Source organism: Sphingobacterium paludis, assembly GCF_004364125.1.
Classification (GTDB): Bacteria; Bacteroidota; Bacteroidia; order Sphingobacteriales; family Sphingobacteriaceae; genus Sphingobacterium; species Sphingobacterium paludis.
Map to the genome: position 1 here is coordinate 643120 of NZ_SNZV01000002.1, position 18755 is coordinate 661874.

The following is an 18755-nucleotide window of genomic DNA, read 5'->3' on the forward strand; positions in this document are numbered from 1 at the left end:
TGTGCCATGAATAATTTAAATGAGGTTGAACAAAAAGTTGCAGAATCCTTATTGCAAATTAAAGCAATAAAATTACAACCTAAAAACCCTTTTACATGGGCATCGGGTTGGAAGTCTCCAATTTATTGTGATAATCGTATTACCTTATCATACCCCGCTATCCGTACGTATATCCGTCAAAAACTTTCCCAGCTTATCCAAGAAGAATTTGGAACAGTAGAAATGATTTCTGGCGTTGCGACGGCCGGAATTCCGCAGGGTGTGTTAGTCGCACAAGATTTGGGTTTACCCTTTACCTATGTGCGCAGCAGTGCGAAGGGGCATGGCCGGCAAAACTTGATCGAGGGAGAAGTAGTGAGTGGCCAACGTGTCGTCGTGATTGAAGACCTCATTTCTACAGGTAAAAGTAGCTTACAAGCGGTGGAAGCATTGCGTGAGGCAGGCTGTAATGTGGTTGGTCTCGTCTCCATCTTCACCTATGGGTTTGATGCAGCCATAAGCAACTTTGCTGAAGCTAAATGCCCGTTTTTCAGCCTGTGTAATTATGATGCCCTTATAAAAGTGGCTGTCACCAATAGCTATGTGCTGGAATCCGACGTGGCTTTGTTGGAGCAGTGGAGAAGAGATCCATCTGCGTGGACTGGGGAATAATTCAAAAATTATATCGCTTATGACTATTATCCAAAACACGATTGATATCAATAAGCCCGTAGCCGAGGTTTATGGATTTTTAACAGACTTAAATAACCATGAACAGTTGATGCCGGAAAACATCTATAATTGGACGTCGACAGCTGATGAAGCTAGCTTTACCATAAAGAACATGGCCAAGCTAGCGCTCAAGATGAGCCAACGTATCGAAAACAAAGAATTGGTCTGTGTTCCAACAACAGATACACCCTTTGCGATGACACTGCGATGGAAATTGGCGACAAGCAGTGAGAACCAGACAACTGCCACGTTTGTCATTGAAGCCGAGCTTAACATGATGATGAAGATGATGGCCTCCGGCCCTTTACAAAAGCTTGTCGATCATCAAGTACACACGTTAAAACAAATCTTAGGTTAGCCCAAAACCGGCAACATATTGAAAAGCCGAAGTCAATCCAGACTTCGGCTTTTTTATTACCCAGCGTTAGCGCGGTTGGCACATCTCTGTCCTCGACGGACGAAAAGTTGTAGCACGTCAGGAGACGAGATTGTTGCATGGAAAGTAGACTTCCCCTACGTGAGAATAGTGTCATTAATTGTAAGCCGATAAGATAACACCAAAAGAGTTTTGTATTTTTGTTGTTCAAGTTTTTTATCAATCTTTATTAGATGGAATTAAAATTAAAACGACCGTTGGCCTTTTTCGATTTGGAGACGACAGGGGTTAATATAGCAACAGATCGTATTGTTGAGCTGTGCGTATTGAAAGTATCGCCGGATGGAGAAGAAGAGGTACTGACGATGCGTATACATCCAGAGATGCCTATACCAGCAGAGTCTTCTATGTTTCACGGAATTTATGATGAAGATGTCAAAGATTTAGCACCTTTCCGCGCCCGTGCTGCCGAAGTTCGTGACTTTATTGCGGATGCTGATCTGGCGGGGTACAATTCCAACAAATTCGATGTGCCCATGCTTATGGAGGAATTTTTGCGTGCAGGCATCGATTTTTCATTGGACGGCCGTGCATTCGTGGATGTGCAAAATATATTCCATCAAATGGAACAGCGCACATTGAAAGCCGCTTACAAATTTTATTGCGATACGAACTTAGACAATGCCCATACAGCAGAAGCAGATGTACGCGCTACCTTTGAGGTGCTGAAGGCACAGCTATCGAAGTATGAAGGGATGACTTATGAGGATAAACACGGCAATGTTTCTATACCCGTGGTGAACGATGTAGAGGCGTTGCATAAGTTTACAAACTTAAGCAACCCGGTTGATTTTGCAGGTCGCTTGGTGTATGACGAAGATGGCGATGCTTGTATAAATTTTGGGAAGCATAAAGGCAAAAAAGTTACCCAGGTTTTCGAGGTGGAGCCAAGCTATTATGCCTGGATGCAAAACGGTGATTTCCCATTGTATACCAAAAAAGTATTAGAGCGCCTTTGGAATGACTTCAAAAACAAGAAGAAAGAAGAGAGGGCCTCAGCCGCACAGGTCGATGATAAAAAGAAGGAAATTAGAAAAGAGCAAAGTCCCAAAACTGAACAAAAAGCGAAGCCCATTACTACGGATATGCTGAAACAGCTTCAGGGAAAATTTGGTAAATAAAAAAATAATACATGACGAATACGGAAGAATTAGAGCATTTGAAATGCCTGATAATTGGTTCTGGACCTGCGGGATACACGGCCGCTATATACGCTGCGCGTGCTGATATGAAACCTGTGGTATACACAGGCATTGTTCCCGGTGGGCAACTGACGCAAACGACAGAAGTCGATAATTTTCCAGGCTATCCACAGGGTATCACGGGGCCAGTGATGATGGACGACCTGAAGGCGCAAGCCGAACGTTTTGGTACAGATGTACGCTTTGGTTACGCGACTAAAGTAGAATTTTCATCTGACGGTGGCTTGCACAAGGTGCAGATTGACGGTGCAAAGTGGGTTAGTGCGGAAACGATCATTATTGCGACGGGCGCTACAGCAAAGTGGTTAGGCCTTCCTTCAGAAGAGAAATATAACGGTTTTGGTGTGTCTGCCTGTGCCGTTTGTGATGGTTTCTTTTTTAAAGGGCAGGACGTAGCCATTGTAGGCGCTGGCGATACTGCCGCGGAAGAAGCAACTTATCTTGCTAAATTATGTCGCAAGGTATACATGTTGGTTCGCCGCGATGAATTTCGCGCATCGAAAGCTATGGTGCACCGCGTCAATAATACCGCCAATATCGAGGTATTGTACAATACCGAGACAGAAGAAATCTTAGGTAATGAGCAGGGTGTCAATGGCGTTCGTGTGGTCAACAACGTGAGCGATGAGAAAAAGATACTGGATGTTACTGGATTTTTCGTAGCTATTGGCCATAAACCAAATACCGAACTTTTTCAAGGTGTATTGGAGATGGATGAAACCGGCTATTTAATTACACGTGCCGATAGTACAGCTACGAATGTAGCGGGCGTGTTTGCTTGTGGAGATGTGCAAGATCATGTCTACCGGCAAGCAATCACGGCTGCTGGAACAGGATGTATGGCTGCATTGGAGGCCGAACGTTATCTTGCTGCCAAAGAAAGCGGCGAATAATTCAACAGCATGTAGAGGAAAAGCGAGACGCAATATCAGGTCTCGCTTTTTTTATCCCCGTCATGTATCGGCTATTAAGGAGGATATTTATATCACCTGAAATTTCTTCAACGCATTCCATATACCGTCATCGTCGACATCCGTCGTTACATAATCTGCAATCTCCTTTACCTCTGGATTTGCATTGCCCATGGCTACACCAACAGCGACATGCTTTAGCATGGTGATGTCGTTACCGCCATCGCCAAAAGCCATGGTTTGTTCAATTGCGATCCCAAAATGTTTACAGAAAATATCGATGCCCACTTGCTTGCTCTGTCCTTTCGGGTTTACATCGGCAAACAGCGGTGTCCAGCGTGACGCAACAGAATTGGGCATAATAGCGTCCATAAATCCTTTCTCATCTTCTGGACCCAAGAAGATATTGGTTTGCAGTACGCTGTTTACATCGACATTTTCCAAGTCAACGAGCGGGGGCACGGGCAAATTTAAATGGGCATACATGCCGGCGATCTCGGGCGTCACGTCATAGATTGTAATTTCCTTTTCAGACATAAACGAAAAGCTAAGCGGATGCTTTTTTGCGTAGTCCAATACGGCCTGTATATCGGTAGGGGCTAGGGCCTGCCGGAAAAGTACTTCACCCGTAGTGGTTAGGCAATAGCCTCCATTAAAGGTGATAAAACCGTCGAAGTCTAAGTGCTTGATATGATCAATGCTATTGATAGAGCGCCCGGTAGAGACGATAACTTTTATGCCTTTCGCTTGAAGTAGCGCAATCGCTTCTTTGGTGGATGGAGGAACTTCGTGTGTTTTAAAGCTAAGGAGCGTGCCGTCGATATCGAAAAAAACGGCTTTTATTGTTGGATACTGCATATAAACAAATTTAATGAAATCGTAGGCATCCATCAACAGTAATGCTGCAATCACGATAAAATAAGATTCGCGAACCGCCTGTCGGCCCCACTCTCTATCTACAAATCCGTATCTTTGCCATCCGGAAACGTTTTATCATATGGACAATCACACTGCATTTATCACACAACTTTCTGAAGCTATAAAAAATGGCGACTTTGTGAAGCTATCCCTCGGTCATTATAAAGGAGAAGAAAAGGCGCTAAAAAATATCTACGTTAAGTTGGTCATTATTAAACGCCTATTCATGCTGTCGTTCACCTACCGCTATCAAACAAAGGATATTACGCGGAATTATGCCGTAGCGGATGGTGTAGCAGAGATTGAAAGGCTAATGGGCAAGGATAATTTCCGTGCTGCGACGCTTTTCACGACGTCTGTACATGTATTCGCTCAATTGAGCAATCGTGGAGAATGGCTTATCCGTCAGGAAAAATCTACGATAAAGAAAGAGGCTTCAAGAAGCCACGACGAGCCGAAGGCAAGAAAACTACAAGCAGACTCCAAACGATACCTACAAGAGTTGCGGCTGACGGATGCGGAGGGTAAGGTGTTCAAAAACATGCAAGATAAATGGAAGCAGATAAACCATTACATTGAAATCTTGAGCAGTATGTTGCAGGCTTTGCCTGAAAATGAAATGCTACGCGTCGTTGATATGGGGGCAGGGAAGGGGTACCTCACTTTTGCGCTGTATGATTATTTGCGCAATGTTCTTCAACGGGATGTTATCATTACTGGTGTAGAGTACAGGGGTGATCTGGTTGAATTTTGCAACCAAGTAGCGCAGCGTTCGGAGTTCGCGGGCTTGTCGTTTGCGGAAGGTACCATCGAATCGTATACGCCCGAAAGCGGGCTAAATGTCTTAATCGCCCTACATGCTTGCGATACGGCGACAGATGACGCTATTGCGAAAGGCATTAGAAACAACGCCGACCTGATTGTTGTTGCTCCCTGTTGCCATAAGCAAATTCGACGCGAAATCGAAAAGGGAAAAACAAAAAACGAGCTAGATTTTTTGTTGAAGCATGGTATATTCCTAGAAAGACAGGCCGAAATGCTTACCGACGGTTTACGCGCATTGTTGATGGAGTATCACGGCTACCAAACCAAAGTTTTCGAATTTGTTTCCGATGCGCATACGCCAAAGAATGTCTTGGTGGTGGGCGTAAAAAAAGATATCAATACCGCAAGACAGGCCGAGATACGATTGAAAATTGAAGAGACTAAACGTTATTTTGGAGTTAGTTATCATCATCTGGAGCGGCTGCTGGGGTAGGGGAATTGTTTAAATTCCTAGAAGCACATCATGAGGTTTTTAGTCGCTTTTTTTGAAGCGTTACGAAATTTTGTATATTCGTAAATATACTTTATAAACTAGTTAGATGCCTTCTACTTTTTCGCAGATCTACATTCATATTATTTTTTCCGTTAAAGATAGGAATGCTATGTTGCATCTCTCGTGGGAAAATGAGTTGTACATGTACATATCCGGAATAGTTCGAAACAAAGGCCAAAAGATGTTAGCGATTAATGGGATGCCAGATCATGTACATATTCTTATTGGGATGAAGCCGAGTTGCTGTGTGTCTGACTTAGTCCGTGAAATTAAAAAAGCATCTTCCGAATTTACTAGGCAAAACAAAAAATCAACGTCTAAGTTCCAATGGCAAGAAGGTTATGGGGCTTTTTCTTGCAGTCACTCTACGTTAAAAAAAGTTATTACCTATATTAATAATCAAAAAGCACATCACAAACGCCGCTCTTTCCAGGAGGAATACCAAGCATTGTTAGATCGATATGAAGTGGATTATCGAGAAGATTTTCTATTTGAAAGATAGATATATCGATCTTGTCTTGCTATCTAAACGGGTTTAAAACACGCTATTGACCTCGTAGAGGTCACATATCTATAGCCTATTAGTTAATAGGTTTGGAAACGACCCCATGGTGGGTCGTATAAAAAATAGCAATCTTGTGTTGGGTATGCGACCCCGTTGGGGTCGAACATTATGGCGTATTTTTGTGCTATAGACATTTGACCCCTTTGGGGTCATGCAAGTGAAGCGTTAGCATAGCCCGCTTTATCATTATTGTGTAGAGAGTAGTAAAGTGTTCCGAATAAATTATGGAAATCGCGTTAATACCAGCATCAGCGTATTGAGCTCGTAGAGGTCACATATCTATAGCCTATTAGTTGGTAGGTTTGGACACGACCCATGGTGGTTGATGCTCACGAACAAAATTTCTTTAAAGCATCCTCCGTGCTGGAGGCAAAATAAATAAGTCTTCCCGCATTGCTTTCGCGGATAAAGTCTTGCAAACTAGAGGAAGTCTCCTGCTCCCAATTGCCGACGAGAGCCAGGCGCAGGCGATAATTGCTAAACTTTTGCAGAATTTCGCCGGCGAGTTTTGTTTTTAGATCAAAAAAATCCGCAACAAGATGTGTTTTGTCCAGAATCACTGCATCATAACCCAAGTAATAGATCTCTCCTACGAAATCCGTTCCAGATTCCACATCACGTATGACAGGGATATCACTCGCTATTGACGCAATGAGTTTTTGATTAACGATGTGTTCGATGATATGCATAGCTTTAAAGCTACACAATTCACTACAAACCTAACTTTATACCGGCATAATAATTTCGTGGTGGAGCCGGATTAAAAAAGCGGTTTCCAAACGCATTGATGTCATTTCCCAGACTGTAGCGTTCGTTTAACACGTTATCTGCCCCGATAAAGAATTGAACTACTGTGCTGCTTCCTAAAGGAATATCCATTCCCGCTTTTGCTTGTACAAGATGATACTTTTCGGCGTATACCGTATTGGCATCGTTCAATGGCATTCGAGAAACGTAATGATGAAAGAGATTCACAAATATACCCCGTGGTAAACGAACTTGAACAGTGTTAGCAAGAGTCCAATCAGGCACGGCGGTCATCTCGTTACCACTAAAGTCATCATCACCGTTCACATAATCGCCAAAAGTGTAAAAATTGCGGGCTACAGCGCCTTGGTAGGTTAAGCTTTTGATAAAGCTGCTGCTTGATGGTTCAATAAGATAGGCGAGCAGTGTTGCCTCTAGTCCCTTTTGATCCATTTCTCCAGCATTGACGTAATATTCCGCCCCATTATCACGCAGCTGCCGCACGATGCCATTGTTCATCTGGTAGCTGTATGCAGCGAAGTCTGCTACAAATCGTCTATTACTCGCTTCCATGCGAAATCCTACTTCGTAGTTTGTACCCGTCTCGGCATCTAAGTCTAGATTGATGCTGTTATCTGATGAGCGCACCTCTGCCAATGTAGGCGCGGAATACCCTTTCGAAATCGATGCCCGTACGGTCATTCGCTCATGTAGTGTATAGGAGGCGGCAACGCGCGGCATCCAAATATTGCCAAAATCAATGTTGCCGCTGTTCAGGTCCGTCACCGGGTAAAGGCGTGTAAAGTCGATCTGGGCATTATTAAGGCCTAGAGAAGCTTCCACGTGGAGCTTGCGGAAGAACGTTGCGGAAGCTCTGTAAAAAAAACTGGATTGAAGATTGGTAAGATCGTCCTTGTACTGCACATCAGTTGCCTGGCCAGCGTCATTATCAAAATTATTGATTGTATTCCACCCTTTTTGTCCTTCAAAACCCAACTGCATTTGCCACATAAAAGCTTCATTGTCTTCTTCAACAAAGGAGAAGAATGTGCGTAAGCCCAGATTTTTCTCGGATCGGATCTCGTAGTTGGTGATGAATGGATTTTCAAAATCGGTGTTTGACCCGAATACACTCACCGAGTGTGCCAGCTTCTTGCTTATTTTAGCATGATGAGCAAGCCCCCCGTAAAAGGTCTTATTGTAAATTCCTGCTTGTTGTTCTTTCGCCCCAGGATTAGGCCCGCCTGCCGGCCGCGCTTGTCGGGGATTTTCTTGCATCTGTGCTTCGGTTAGCCCTCCAGGCGTGCGATAGCCAAGATCGGTGTATAGCAAAAATAATTGCAGGCTGTTCGTTGCATTGTAATGCCATTGATGTGCCGTTTGAAAAGTTTTTTTATTGAGGGCCGTATTTTCACGATAGCCATCAGACCGCGTGAACGACTGGTCCAAGGAGAACGAGTACGCATCGTTGATCTTTTGTTGCAGAGATAGTTGCTGCTGGAATAGGCCGTAGGACCCGCCAGAAAGCAGCAATTCCCGTGTGTTTTCGGAAACGTCGAAGCCCTTCGGTTGCATGCGAATCACCCCGCCCGAATTTGCGCCATACAAGGAACCGTCGGGTCCCTTTAGCACGCTAACGGAGGCGATCGCAGCAGGGTCAATTAAATTCAGGTACGTATTGCCGCCGGCGTCGGTCAGCGGGAATTCACCAACGTAGATTTTTGTGTTCCTGATGCCAAAAGGTGACCGAATCAAACTACCGCGCATAGCCAGCCTGTAACTCCCCGGAGAACGTTCTTCCATCCGTAAACCTGCTATCGTGTTTATGGCAGGAAGCAAGGTTGTAGTTTGTTGGCTTTGTATCTGTTGGGCATCTATCGTGTGCCCGGATGCGGTTAGCCCAAGCAAGGGTTGTTCCCGAAAGTAAGCGTGAATGGTTACTGGTTTTAGGGCAGTAGTGTCGTTATTATCCTGCGCACGTAATGTTGTCGCTGGGCCCATCATGGCCATAATCAAGGAGGCAAGAAACAAAGTAGAGCGCATAGAATGGAGTTTGTGTGTATCTAAGTAAAAGTGAAATAGCATAGTTGGTTGTCGAAGTAGATCTTTTATACCGTTGCTGGAGCATTAAAGCGTTTAAAACGCTTCATTCAGACCGAGAAAAAGGCCTCGTTGGCCAAATCTTCCGAAGGCGTAATCTATACATAAATTTGTTCGGGTTGATTTATTGAAGAGTACGCGAAGTCCAGTGCCGGCGGCCGGTTGCCATCGTTGAAATAATTTCGTTCCGAGACGGTCATCGGCCGTTTGTATATTGGCGAATACCACACCGCTCAAGAATTGGTTACGAAGGATGGGATAGCGGTATTCCACTTCTGAGTAAAAGAAAGAGTTCCCTTTGAAATATCCAGCCGTATATCCGCGGCCTATACGTGAATAGGTGTCGCGCCCTGTGCCGGGCAAATCTAAGTATCCTAAACGTCCGACGACGTTATACGAACCCCAATGCCAAAATGCTAAAACATGGTTCGGGCGTGTCGACGACAGCGGCCAGTATTTACGGAAATCCGTTTGCAACTGATACGCCGCCTGTTCGCTACCCATCCAAGGTTGGCTCATGCGCAATACAACGTCGGCATAGATCCCATTATACGCGCTGTTGGGATTGTCTCGGGTCATGTACTGCCAGTTAAACTGAAGGCCGTTGTTGTTGTATCGGCTCGCATTGTAGTCGGTCAATTCGCTATACACATCCAACGGGGTCGTCTCGTAATCACCTACCGTACGGATATTGCGTTTCAGCTCGATAAAAACACCCGCTCCGACAAACATGCCGGGCGATAGGCGCTTATAAAGTCGCTCATTAAATCCGTAAACCGTATACTGGTTGACATAACGATTACGCTGCGGGTTGTTGAGCACCTCTTCTTCCGGAATGTCGGTAGGAACGGTATTGCCCATCCCCATCCCGTAATCCAATGCGACCATGCGTGCGACCACCACCCCGCCCTTGATATTCCATTTGTTATAGCGGGTATAGGTGTCATGGGCAACATAGCCCACCATGATTCCTCGAGTGGTATAACTCAACGCAGTGGCAAAGGTCGACATTGCTGTGGTTTCCCGGTCGCCCAAATAGACTCCCCCTACGACTTTTGCGCCAATCTGAAAGCCAATACTCGGATTATAATTGATATTAGGAAGGATAGAGATTCCCGATCGTTTTCCCTGCACCTTCTTGGATGTATCGCGCCGCACAAAACGGCTGATATCCCGAAACCCATCGCCAATATCGTAGAGTTGATCGACAAAGTGAACCGTATCTTTCGCTTTGTTCGTAATGGTATCTTTGATAATGATTTTTTGCGCAGCAAGCTGAAGGATGTTGATAAAGAAAAAGAAGACGATTAGATAACTTCGCATGAATATGAATTTCCTTTGCATCATTTAACAATGACGGAATATACTTGTTTGCGAATATAACATTTTTTAACCGTTCTTCCAGCAATGCGCTATCGCATTTTCTGAAGCTCAAGCTCTTGGTTCTGTTGCTGAATGATTCTAGAATAAAACTCTTTGAGATGAAAATATTCATCCACAGAATAGATAGCCTTATTTAACGAGATGGCCTGTTTAAAAACCAAACGATTGTTATCGACTACTGCTTTATAGCTGTATCTCGCGGCTTCTTCTGGCAGTTTCATATGGAGATCCTTCGGCAACTGCTTCACTTGGTAGCGCTCGGGTATTTCAATAATCACATTATGTATCATCTGGCGTTGAGCACCTAGATCCACTTGATAGAGGCGTTCGTTCAAATTGAACGGGTTTTTCTCCACTCTGTTTAGGAAGATTGGATTAACGCTAAGCACGCTATGGCGTAAGTAATCATGAAGTGGAAGTTCCATGTCAAATTCTTCTGTTAAAAATCCATCAGTGTTATACAAATCGGAAATCGACCCATTTTTCAAGTGCATGTTCGGTAGCTTTACTTCGATATCTTCTAAATACTCCTCTTCCGTGTTGAACGCACGGATTTCGTTTCTTTTGCGGAGGGCGTCTAGCCCCTTATAACTGATACATAATTTGCCAACGATGTTTTCGGCGCTATCGATCTTGCCCACAATGGTAACATTCACCAATGACGGTTGTTCATTAACCAAAGGGATCCATTCAGATGATTTTTTGGAGTAGATAATTCTACCTCTGTCGTTAACGCAACGCAAAGGAAGCTCACCAAAAGGAAGAAACGGATCTGTCGCATCGAGCAAAATGATTTTACCATCTATCTCCGCACCCGCAATGACGTAGTTGAAATCGGAAATAACCGGATGTAAATTGTTGGGGATTCCATTTTGTCTGGTTGACACAAGGATGGGATAAGCCGGTATTTCGGCCGCATGCAATGCCGCTATAAGGGCGAGGTTAATATCAGCAACGTTACCCTGATGCTGCTCCAAGCTTTCCTTTATACCATATTGCGTGTTTTTTCCATACACTTCATTCCATTTTATATTTTTCTGTATGTAGCTGTAGATCGCACGTGCTTTATCCACGCTACTGTTCTTGTCCTTCAGGAGCAGCGGTAGTATTTTTGTGAAAACATCTTCTTTCTTAAGCTGGCCCCCAAAAGATTTCTCCGTTAATAATTCGCGGTCTACGTCGCTCCATGCTTTCGTAACACGGACTTTTGAACCATTTGTTGAGTAGTATTGCTCCAGTTCGAAGTTGATGGCCGATTTGTAATTTTTCGGCGCCAGCATGTATTCTTCTTCCTCAAATGCTGGTATATTATCCATGAGATACGTGATCTTTGAGCAATCGTTACGCACGCCGTTGAGTAGGAAATATTCCCAAAGAATTTCTCTCTTGGTGTCTTTCAGCGGGTAAGGGCCTCGCAGACTCACCTGATAAAGGTACGTTGCCGGCATGATCGCAGTGTAGCTGCTGGAAAGCTTCGGAATATCCTGCTGGAATTGCCAACTGCGGAAATTCAGGATATCCGGTGATAAGATTCGATACGATATGTCAATAATAGATCCCTCTTCGACCTGAGGCAGGGTGAAACGAGCCAAATGCAGGAACGGTGATACTTTGTCCAAGAATATGGCCTTGCTTGTCATCTCGGTTTCCGTGATACGGTTATCGTTAAGATTGTAGGTTGTCCCTTTAATTTCGATAATTTTTTCAAAGGCTTTTCCGAAAGCATAAAGTGGAATTTCAAAGTTCGCCTGTTCTACACCTTCTTTCTTTAGGATTTTGATCCGTGCTTTGTAATCATGCACCACCAGCAAGGCCTTTTCGGATTCGACAACTTCCAGACTTGATCGGCCAACTTCGATAAGAACCAAGGCTTCTTTGTCCTTACCAACATCAGGCACCGCTGCGGTAAAAGCACTGTGGCTGATAGCAGGAAGTTCAGTCGTTTGTCCAAGCACTATATTTGCAAGGAAGCAGTAGATGATGACGAATAAAAGGCGCATAACAGGAGTTAATAACTCCAGCAAGATACATAAAATCGAGAATATTTTGAGAAATTAATTATTCGGATTCAAGTAATTGTTTTTCGTGCAATTCAAAATATTCTCCGCCTGCAGCCATCAATTCATTATGGGTGCCTTGCTCGATAATTTTTCCTTGATCCAGTACTAAAATATGGTCTGCGTTTTTGATGGTCGATATACGGTGGGCGATGAAGATGGTGGTTTTATCTTTCATAATACGGCCAAGATTGTGTAAGATTTCTTCTTCGGTCTTGGTGTCTACAGCAGACAGGCAGTCGTCGAATATCAGTATTTGTGGATCTTTTATCAATGCTCTGGCAATGGATACGCGTTGCTTTTGGCCACCGGAAAGGGTTATGCCGCGTTCACCGATGGCGGTTTGAAAGCCTTCATCAAAATCCATAATATTGTCATAAACAGCGGCATCCTTAGCCGCTTGTTCGGCTCTGCTTAGATCCAGTGTATCCTGTCCGAAGGCTATATTATTGGCGATCGTATCAGAAAATAGGAATACCTGTTGCGGAACGAAGCCAATCTCTGATCGTAGTTGTTCTGTTTTTAAATCCTGAATCTGGATATTGTCGTAATAAATATGCCCGGCATCAGCATCATACATCCGCAATAGCAAATTGGCCAGCGTAGATTTTCCGGAACCTGTCTTGCCGATGATCGCTAACGTTTTCCCTTGGGGAATGTGAAAAGACAGGTTGTCGATCGCCATAATTCCTGTTTCGGGATAGGTGAAACTAAGGTTTTCTACCCGGATACTGCCTTGCAAGCTAGTATCCACAGTACCATCTGGAATTTCGGAGCGTGTTTTCAAAAATTCATTGATACGCTGCTGTGATGCGGCAGCACGTTGGAACAACGATGTGACCCATGCCAACGACATCGCTGGGAAGGTGAGCTGATTCACGTACAAGATGAATTCCGCAATATTGCCCCCGGTTATCGTGCCATTATTTACCTCAATGCCGCCCACATAGACGGTGATAATGGTACTAAACCCGATAAGGAAAATAATTAATGGGAAAAAGATGGCCTGAACCCGAACCAAGTCTAGCGACACGCGATTATACACGTTGCTTTCTTCTGCGAAGACGTCCATCTTTTGCTGCTCGCGCGTATATGTTTTTATCACGCGGATGCCTGAAAACGTCTCCTGCACAAAAGACGATAGGGTGGAGAGCTGTCGCTGGATCTTCTCGCTACGGTGGTTGATAATTTTATTGACGTAAAGAATGATGACAGAAAGTATCGGAATAGGTAAGAGCGAATACGTCGCTAATTTTGGATTCACATCATACATGGCATAAATGACCATGATGGATAACACCACAGTGTTGATGGCATACATAATCGCGGGTCCCAGGTAGTTTCTAACTTGGTTGACGTCTTCTGTTGCGCGATTCATCATATCACCCGTATTATTCTTCCGAAAGAAAGAGAAGTCCAATTGTTGGTAATGGTTGTAAATTTCGTTTTTAAGGTCGTATTCGATATGGCGGGAAGTGAGGATGATGGTTTGCCGCATGAAAAACAGGAAAATCCCCCGTAGCAATGCCAAGATAAGTACGACGATACCAAAAAATAATAGGCTGCTACCGAATACCTCATAGACAAGTTCTTGGCGTGCGAAACCGTCGTAAAGGCGGTACAGATCAATGTTCTCCTTGACCAAGTCAAACGCTTCCCGTATTACTTTGGCAGGTAGTATGCCAAAGTAGTTCGAAATGATAACAAACAGTACGCCCGGGATCAATTTCCAACGATACTTATAAAAATATTTATTGAGGTAAGCGAGTTCTTTCATCAGCCACAAATGTAAGGCTAAAATTTCAAATATGGCCGCGCAAAGCGCGCACTTGTGTCAACATATTGCAATTGTGTAAATAAAGCAAATTATAGAAATTGGGTGCGAGAAATATTTCCTACTTTTGCAAAAGTTATTGGTAAGCACAGGCATTATAGACTATGGCGGCAAGCAATTCGGTTTTTGAAAAGATGGGCATTTCAGGCCATCAAAATTTATTCTTTTGTCACGATCAGGCGGTAGGATTGCAGGCTATCATTGCCATACACGACACCACGTTGGGGCCAGCGATAGGTGGCGTACGCATGCTGCCGTACGAATCGCTTCCCGAAGCTATTGACGATGCGTTGCGGCTTTCTGAGGCGATTACCTACAAAGCGTCATTAGCCGGACTTAACTTAGGAGGCGGCAGTGCTATCATTATAGGAAACAACCGCACCGATAAGACGGAGGTGTTGATGCGTCGTTTTGGGCAATTTGTAGAAGGGTTAAATGGAAATTTCATTGCCTCTACGGATATTGGCACCACACAGAAGGATCTGGAATACATGCTTTCTGAAACACAGTATGTAGCGGGCTTGCCAGCATCGCTTAATGGTGGCGGAGATACCACCGTGTTTGCCGCTCGAGGTGTTTTCTACGGTATCAAAGCAGCAATAAAAGAGCTTTATGGCGACGATAGCCTTGCTGGTCGTAAAGTTGCGGTACAAGGTGTCGGGAGCGTCGGCGAACAGTTGGTCGGTATGTTGCGTGCAGAGAATGCTCGGGTCTACGTATCCGATATGACGGAAGAGCGAAAAATGAAGATCGCGGCTAAATACAAGGCTGAACCGATCACCTATTCCACCAGCTTTGAATTGGATGCTGATGTCTATGCTCCCTGCGCATTGGGCGGAACCGTCAATCCGGAAACCGTGCCCCGTATGCGCTGTAAGATCATAGCCGGGTCGGCCAACAATCAATTGAAGGACGAAGAATTGACCAACAAGTTATTGCAGGAACACAATATTCTGTACAATCCAGATTTTTTAATCAATTCGGGCGCTTTGATAAGCTGTTATTCGGAAATTGAAGGATATGGCAATGAACGCACAGAAGCATTGGTGAAAAACATTTATAACGCCACACGCAACGTTATCCAACGATCAAAAGAAGAAAACATTACGACCTTTGATGCCGCGAAACAATTGGCAGAAAAACGTATCTTTGACATCAAAAAATTAAAAAGATAAAGGAACACAAGGCGGTTAAAGCCTTGCGCTCTGCATCATAACAAGTATAATACGTTCTTATTTATATACAATCGTTCTTTAAATTAAATTATGCTTAACAGAAGGCACCTGAGGGTAAAAGTAATGCAAACGCTTTACGCGTTTAGTTTATCAGAGGATAAACAAGTGAGAGATTTCGAGAAAGCACTGCTAAAGAGTGTAGATGAGGTGAACCAGATGTATATCTGGACATTGAACCTATTGGATGAGGTAGCCGAGTATGTGCTAACTGATGCTGAAGGGCGAGCAAACAAGTTTTTACCGACAGAGAAGGATAAAATTTATACAACAAAGCTGAATAATAACAGTTTTATTGAGTCGCTTCGTCAAAACCGCGCGTACCTGGAAAGTGTGAAGAAGTATAACGTTTCCTGGACGTTTGACCCTGAAATTGTTCGATCTATCTTTGCCCAGCTGAAAGAGTCCGAAGAGTATTTGGCTTATCTCAAACAAGAAGACCACTCGATCGCTGGTGAAAAAGATATCATCAAATTCATCTTCAAGAAAATCGTTTTAAAATCCACTGAAATAGATCAAGTTTTCGATACGAAGTTTATCAACTGGACTGTCGATAAGGAAGTGTTACAGGCAATGATTGCCAAAACGTTCAAGAACTTCAGTAGCGAAAGCCCTGTACATAATAAGCTGGCCGAGCTTACACCGAGCTGGGAGGAAGATAGTGAGTTTATTATCGATTTATTAAAACAAACGATTCGTTACGGCAAAGAGTATCAGGACCTGATTTCCCAAAAAACAAAAAATTGGGAAGCCGATCGTATCGCTTTGGTCGATACCCTACTGATGCGGATGGCTATATGTGAGTTAGTGAATTTCCCGACTATTCCGGTTAAAGTTACGATTAACGAATATATTGAGCTTTCCAAAGCATTCAGTACCAATAAAAGTAATACCTTTATCAATGGTATTTTGGATAAGATTCTTGCGGATCTATCGCAAGACGGACGTATTCAAAAACAGGGTAGAGGCTTAAAAGATTAATTCTTTATCAGACAAACCGAGCATTAGAGCTCATAAACAATAAATGATTAGGAATATGTTGAAAACGTTTTTTTTCTGCGTTGCGGCCTCCGTACTTGTTTCTTGTGGTAATTCAGGGACAAAAGACGCGGAGCACGCCGATAGTGTTGCCAACAATGAAGCGAGTGCTTCAGGAACGGGCAAGATAGAGTTTGCCGAAGCGGCTTTTGATTTTGGACAGGTTAAAGAGGGAGAAACCGTAGAGCATGTCTATACGTTTACCAATGCCGGTACTTCGCCCGTTATTCTTTCACAAGTATCCGCATCGTGCGGCTGTACAACGCCATCTTATACACAAACGCCTATTCTTCCCGGAAAGTCCGGAGAGATAAAAGTAAGCTTCGATAGCAATGGCCAAGTAGGTAAGCAACAGAAGATTGTAACGGTTGTTTCCAATGCAGAAAACAACGTAACGACGATACAACTGAAAGGCGAAGTACTGAAGAAATAGGGTAGAGAACTAGTTTTAATTGCGAAGTTTGATTTCTTGATGATGATCTCTAACTTTCCAATTTTTACTTTTGACTGCTCACTTTTGGTTTTTGACTTTTAACTTTTCAATTTTTACTTTGAAAAGTTTTGACTGAACTTTTGACTTTTGACTTTTTAGCCGAGCGCAGTGAGCTCATTGAAGATAATTTTTACTTTTTACTTTGAAAAGTCTTAACTGAACTTTTGACTTTTGACTTTTTAATTTTTACTTTAAAATATGATTACAACACTATTACAAGCAGCACCCGGTGGAAGCAACTTAATGAGCTTTTTGCCAATGATCTTAATTATCGTGGTTTTTTATTTCTTCATGATCAGACCGCAAATGAAGAAGCAGAAAGATCATAAAAAATATATCGAAGAACTTGGCGTCAACTCGAAAGTAGTGACAAACGCAGGCATTCACGGACGCATTGTTGAGGTGAGTGAGACCACATTCTTGATTGATGTAGGGTCAGGTGTTCGCATTCGCTTTGACAAAACAGCGATTGCGTTGGACGCTTCACGAGCAGCCAACAACGATACGGTAAAGAAATAACGATAGCAATTATACATAGAAAAACAAAAGCAACCTCGAACAGGTTGCTTTTTTGTGTGTGGTAAGTGTGTTCCAAAAATTGCACCATGGCACCTACATAGACACTGATGGAATGAAATAAATAGCTGTTTTATTTACGAAATTGAAACACTATGAATGGGATGGCTTCTGTAGGTTGATAAAGTGGTGAAGGCAAAGTCTGGGCATGCACCAGTTGGTCTGAAAGGGCTCAAACGTGTGTGTGGATTGCACAACTAAACAAGAATAGATGCTTGGCAAACGATTAAATAGCCAAAGCTTGGAGATATGGCACGGAAACATTTACCTTTGTCGTTATGGCTCAACCTCGTATCAGCAAGGCAAAACGAAGAAAAATAGCAATCTTTTTGCGATGTATGGGTATATCCTTCGTCGCCTGGCTGTTGTTTGCCGTTTCGACCGTTCAGACGTACACCATTAATGCGGGTATTTCTTACGTAAATATCCCGGAGAAGAAAGCATTTCATCCGCTGCAATCTGATACGGTGAACATCCGGATGAAGTTAAGTGGTTGGAAAATATTCCTAAAGCGGTTGCACCCAGATACGCCACATATCCAAGTTGATTTGAGCGGTCTGAAAACCAGAAATTTTATTGTGTTCACCAATCAGCTGGGCTACGTAAACCGGCAGTTCCCAAGCGATAACCAAGTTGTGTCCGTAAGTCCAGATACACTGTATTTCGATTTCTCCAAACAAACACAACGGAAAGTCCCGGTACGCCCACTTTACAACATGCAATTTAAAAAGCAGTACGGCATTATTGGCGATACGCGGGCAAACCCAGAGTATGTCACCGTAACAGGCCCTTTGGAAGACGTGGCCAATATCGAATACTTGGAGACCGACACCATTAAAGGCGTCAATGTCGGTGCTGACATTCGAACGGTAGCCTACTTGAATAAACATCAAAAAAACAACATTACGATCTATCCAACGTTTTCCGAGATCAGCATCCCGGTCGGGGAGATCACCGAAAAAGTCGTGGAGCTACCTCTTAAAGTAGAAAATGCAGATCGCTATACATCTGTGCGCACACTGCCCAGCAAGGTGAAGGTAGCTTTTTTAGTTTCGCTGAAGGACTATAATAAATGGTCGTCGCGAGACTTTGAAGCAATTGTAGATATGGAAAGTTGGGAGAAAAACAACGTGCAAAGTTTACCCGTGATTATCACCAAAATACCAGATTACTGCAAACTTATTAGCGTGGAGCCGCAAAACGTAGACTTCTTTGTAAGACGATAAATAAAGAG

At 43.5% G+C, this 18755-nt stretch carries 17 protein-coding genes; 11 read left to right on the forward strand and 6 right to left on the reverse strand.

The genetic code is table 11. From position 1 onward, the window contains the following. The first annotated feature begins 6 nt into the window (after window positions 1-6). From pyrE to trxB, 4 genes are all read left to right on the forward strand, one after another. The gene (gene pyrE / locus B0I21_RS05680; RefSeq protein WP_133639484.1) at window positions 7-651 is read left to right on the forward strand and encodes an orotate phosphoribosyltransferase; all 645 of its coding nucleotides are present in this window, start codon (window positions 7-9) and stop codon (window positions 649-651) included. Window positions 652-670: 19 nt separating this feature from the next. After that, window positions 671-1069 (forward strand): SRPBCC family protein, encoded by a 399-nt coding sequence (locus B0I21_RS05685; protein WP_133639485.1) that lies wholly within the window; start codon window positions 671-673, stop codon window positions 1067-1069. A gap of 251 nt (window positions 1070-1320) precedes the next feature. Then, window positions 1321-2268, forward strand: a complete 948-nt coding sequence (locus tag B0I21_RS05690) for a 3'-5' exonuclease (protein ID WP_133639486.1) — start codon at window positions 1321-1323, stop codon at window positions 2266-2268. Window positions 2269-2279: 11 nt separating this feature from the next. Beyond that, window positions 2280-3242: a thioredoxin-disulfide reductase gene (gene trxB / locus B0I21_RS05695; protein ID WP_133639487.1), complete on the forward strand. Its 963-nt coding sequence runs from the start codon at window positions 2280-2282 to the stop codon at window positions 3240-3242. Between the two features lie 87 nt (window positions 3243-3329). Here the strand turns inward: trxB and B0I21_RS05700 are convergent, their stop codons facing one another. Continuing rightward, on the reverse strand, window positions 3330-4118 hold the full coding sequence (locus B0I21_RS05700) for a Cof-type HAD-IIB family hydrolase (protein ID WP_133639488.1): 789 nt from the start codon (window positions 4116-4118) through the stop codon (window positions 3330-3332). A 139-nt stretch (window positions 4119-4257) separates the two neighbouring features. Between B0I21_RS05700 and B0I21_RS05705 the strand changes: the two genes are divergently transcribed. Next, a complete protein-coding gene (locus tag B0I21_RS05705; protein ID WP_133639489.1) occupies window positions 4258-5436 on the forward strand; it encodes a class I SAM-dependent methyltransferase in 1179 nt (392 codons plus the stop codon). Between the two features lie 106 nt (window positions 5437-5542). Then, the gene (gene tnpA / locus B0I21_RS05710; RefSeq protein ID WP_133639490.1) at window positions 5543-5998 is read left to right on the forward strand and encodes an IS200/IS605 family transposase; all 456 of its coding nucleotides are present in this window, start codon (window positions 5543-5545) and stop codon (window positions 5996-5998) included. Window positions 5999-6390: 392 nt separating this feature from the next. On the opposite strand, the gene B0I21_RS05715 is transcribed toward tnpA, so the two are convergent. From B0I21_RS05715 to B0I21_RS05735, 5 genes are all read right to left on the reverse strand, one after another. Continuing rightward, on the reverse strand, window positions 6391-6750 hold the full coding sequence (locus tag B0I21_RS05715; RefSeq protein WP_133639491.1) for a DUF4180 domain-containing protein: 360 nt from the start codon (window positions 6748-6750) through the stop codon (window positions 6391-6393). Between the two features lie 22 nt (window positions 6751-6772). Further along, on the reverse strand, window positions 6773-8851 hold the full coding sequence (locus B0I21_RS05720; RefSeq protein ID WP_133639492.1) for a TonB-dependent receptor: 2079 nt from the start codon (window positions 8849-8851) through the stop codon (window positions 6773-6775). A 93-nt stretch (window positions 8852-8944) separates the two neighbouring features. Continuing rightward, a complete protein-coding gene (locus B0I21_RS05725) occupies window positions 8945-10231 on the reverse strand; it encodes a BamA/TamA family outer membrane protein (protein WP_243835957.1) in 1287 nt (428 codons plus the stop codon). An 89-nt stretch (window positions 10232-10320) separates the two neighbouring features. After that, window positions 10321-12291: a DUF3857 domain-containing protein gene (locus tag B0I21_RS05730; protein ID WP_133639494.1), complete on the reverse strand. Its 1971-nt coding sequence runs from the start codon at window positions 12289-12291 to the stop codon at window positions 10321-10323. Window positions 12292-12349: 58 nt separating this feature from the next. Then, a complete protein-coding gene (locus tag B0I21_RS05735; RefSeq protein ID WP_133639495.1) occupies window positions 12350-14125 on the reverse strand; it encodes an ABC transporter ATP-binding protein in 1776 nt (591 codons plus the stop codon). Between the two features lie 161 nt (window positions 14126-14286). Here B0I21_RS05735 and B0I21_RS05740 point away from each other — a divergent pair, with 161 nt between their 5' ends. The 5 genes from B0I21_RS05740 to B0I21_RS05760 all read left to right on the forward strand — a co-directional run bounded on the left by B0I21_RS05740 (window position 14287) and on the right by B0I21_RS05760 (window position 18747). Further along, a complete protein-coding gene (locus B0I21_RS05740) occupies window positions 14287-15357 on the forward strand; it encodes a Leu/Phe/Val dehydrogenase (RefSeq protein ID WP_133639496.1) in 1071 nt (356 codons plus the stop codon). Window positions 15358-15480: 123 nt separating this feature from the next. Beyond that, window positions 15481-16395, forward strand: coding sequence for a transcription antitermination factor NusB (nusB, locus tag B0I21_RS05745; RefSeq protein ID WP_133639497.1), 915 nt, complete (start codon window positions 15481-15483; stop codon window positions 16393-16395). 55 nt (window positions 16396-16450) lie between these two features. Further along, window positions 16451-16885, forward strand: a complete 435-nt coding sequence (locus B0I21_RS05750) for a DUF1573 domain-containing protein (protein WP_243835958.1) — start codon at window positions 16451-16453, stop codon at window positions 16883-16885. A 258-nt stretch (window positions 16886-17143) separates the two neighbouring features. Continuing rightward, complete coding sequence (gene yajC / locus B0I21_RS05755) at window positions 17144-17464, forward strand: preprotein translocase subunit YajC (protein WP_133639499.1); 321 nt, start codon at window positions 17144-17146, stop codon at window positions 17462-17464. Between the two features lie 395 nt (window positions 17465-17859). Further along, window positions 17860-18747 (forward strand): YbbR-like domain-containing protein, encoded by an 888-nt coding sequence (locus B0I21_RS05760; protein ID WP_243835959.1) that lies wholly within the window; start codon window positions 17860-17862, stop codon window positions 18745-18747. Window positions 18748-18755: the final 8 nt, after the last annotated feature.

Coding starts and splice junctions, on each gene's coding strand:
- B0I21_RS05715 (WP_133639491.1), bottom strand. CDS start 6,750: ATGCATATCATCGAACACATCGTTAATCAAAAACTCATTGCGTCAATA.
- B0I21_RS05760 (WP_243835959.1), top strand. CDS start 17,860: ATGGGTATATCCTTCGTCGCCTGGCTGTTGTTTGCCGTTTCGACCGTT.
- yajC (WP_133639499.1), top strand. CDS start 17,144: ATGATTACAACACTATTACAAGCAGCACCCGGTGGAAGCAACTTAATG.
- trxB (WP_133639487.1), top strand. CDS start 2,280: ATGACGAATACGGAAGAATTAGAGCATTTGAAATGCCTGATAATTGGT.
- B0I21_RS05700 (WP_133639488.1), bottom strand. CDS start 4,118: ATGCAGTATCCAACAATAAAAGCCGTTTTTTTCGATATCGACGGCACG.
- B0I21_RS05685 (WP_133639485.1), top strand. CDS start 671: ATGACTATTATCCAAAACACGATTGATATCAATAAGCCCGTAGCCGAG.
- B0I21_RS05725 (WP_243835957.1), bottom strand. CDS start 10,231: ATGCGAAGTTATCTAATCGTCTTCTTTTTCTTTATCAACATCCTTCAG.
- B0I21_RS05730 (WP_133639494.1), bottom strand. CDS start 12,291: ATGCGCCTTTTATTCGTCATCATCTACTGCTTCCTTGCAAATATAGTG.
- B0I21_RS05720 (WP_133639492.1), bottom strand. CDS start 8,851: ATGCGCTCTACTTTGTTTCTTGCCTCCTTGATTATGGCCATGATGGGC.
- B0I21_RS05740 (WP_133639496.1), top strand. CDS start 14,287: ATGGCGGCAAGCAATTCGGTTTTTGAAAAGATGGGCATTTCAGGCCAT.
- B0I21_RS05750 (WP_243835958.1), top strand. CDS start 16,451: ATGTTGAAAACGTTTTTTTTCTGCGTTGCGGCCTCCGTACTTGTTTCT.
- nusB (WP_133639497.1), top strand. CDS start 15,481: ATGCAAACGCTTTACGCGTTTAGTTTATCAGAGGATAAACAAGTGAGA.
- tnpA (WP_133639490.1), top strand. CDS start 5,543: ATGCCTTCTACTTTTTCGCAGATCTACATTCATATTATTTTTTCCGTT.
- B0I21_RS05690 (WP_133639486.1), top strand. CDS start 1,321: ATGGAATTAAAATTAAAACGACCGTTGGCCTTTTTCGATTTGGAGACG.
- B0I21_RS05705 (WP_133639489.1), top strand. CDS start 4,258: ATGGACAATCACACTGCATTTATCACACAACTTTCTGAAGCTATAAAA.
- pyrE (WP_133639484.1), top strand. CDS start 7: ATGAATAATTTAAATGAGGTTGAACAAAAAGTTGCAGAATCCTTATTG.
- B0I21_RS05735 (WP_133639495.1), bottom strand. CDS start 14,125: ATGAAAGAACTCGCTTACCTCAATAAATATTTTTATAAGTATCGTTGG.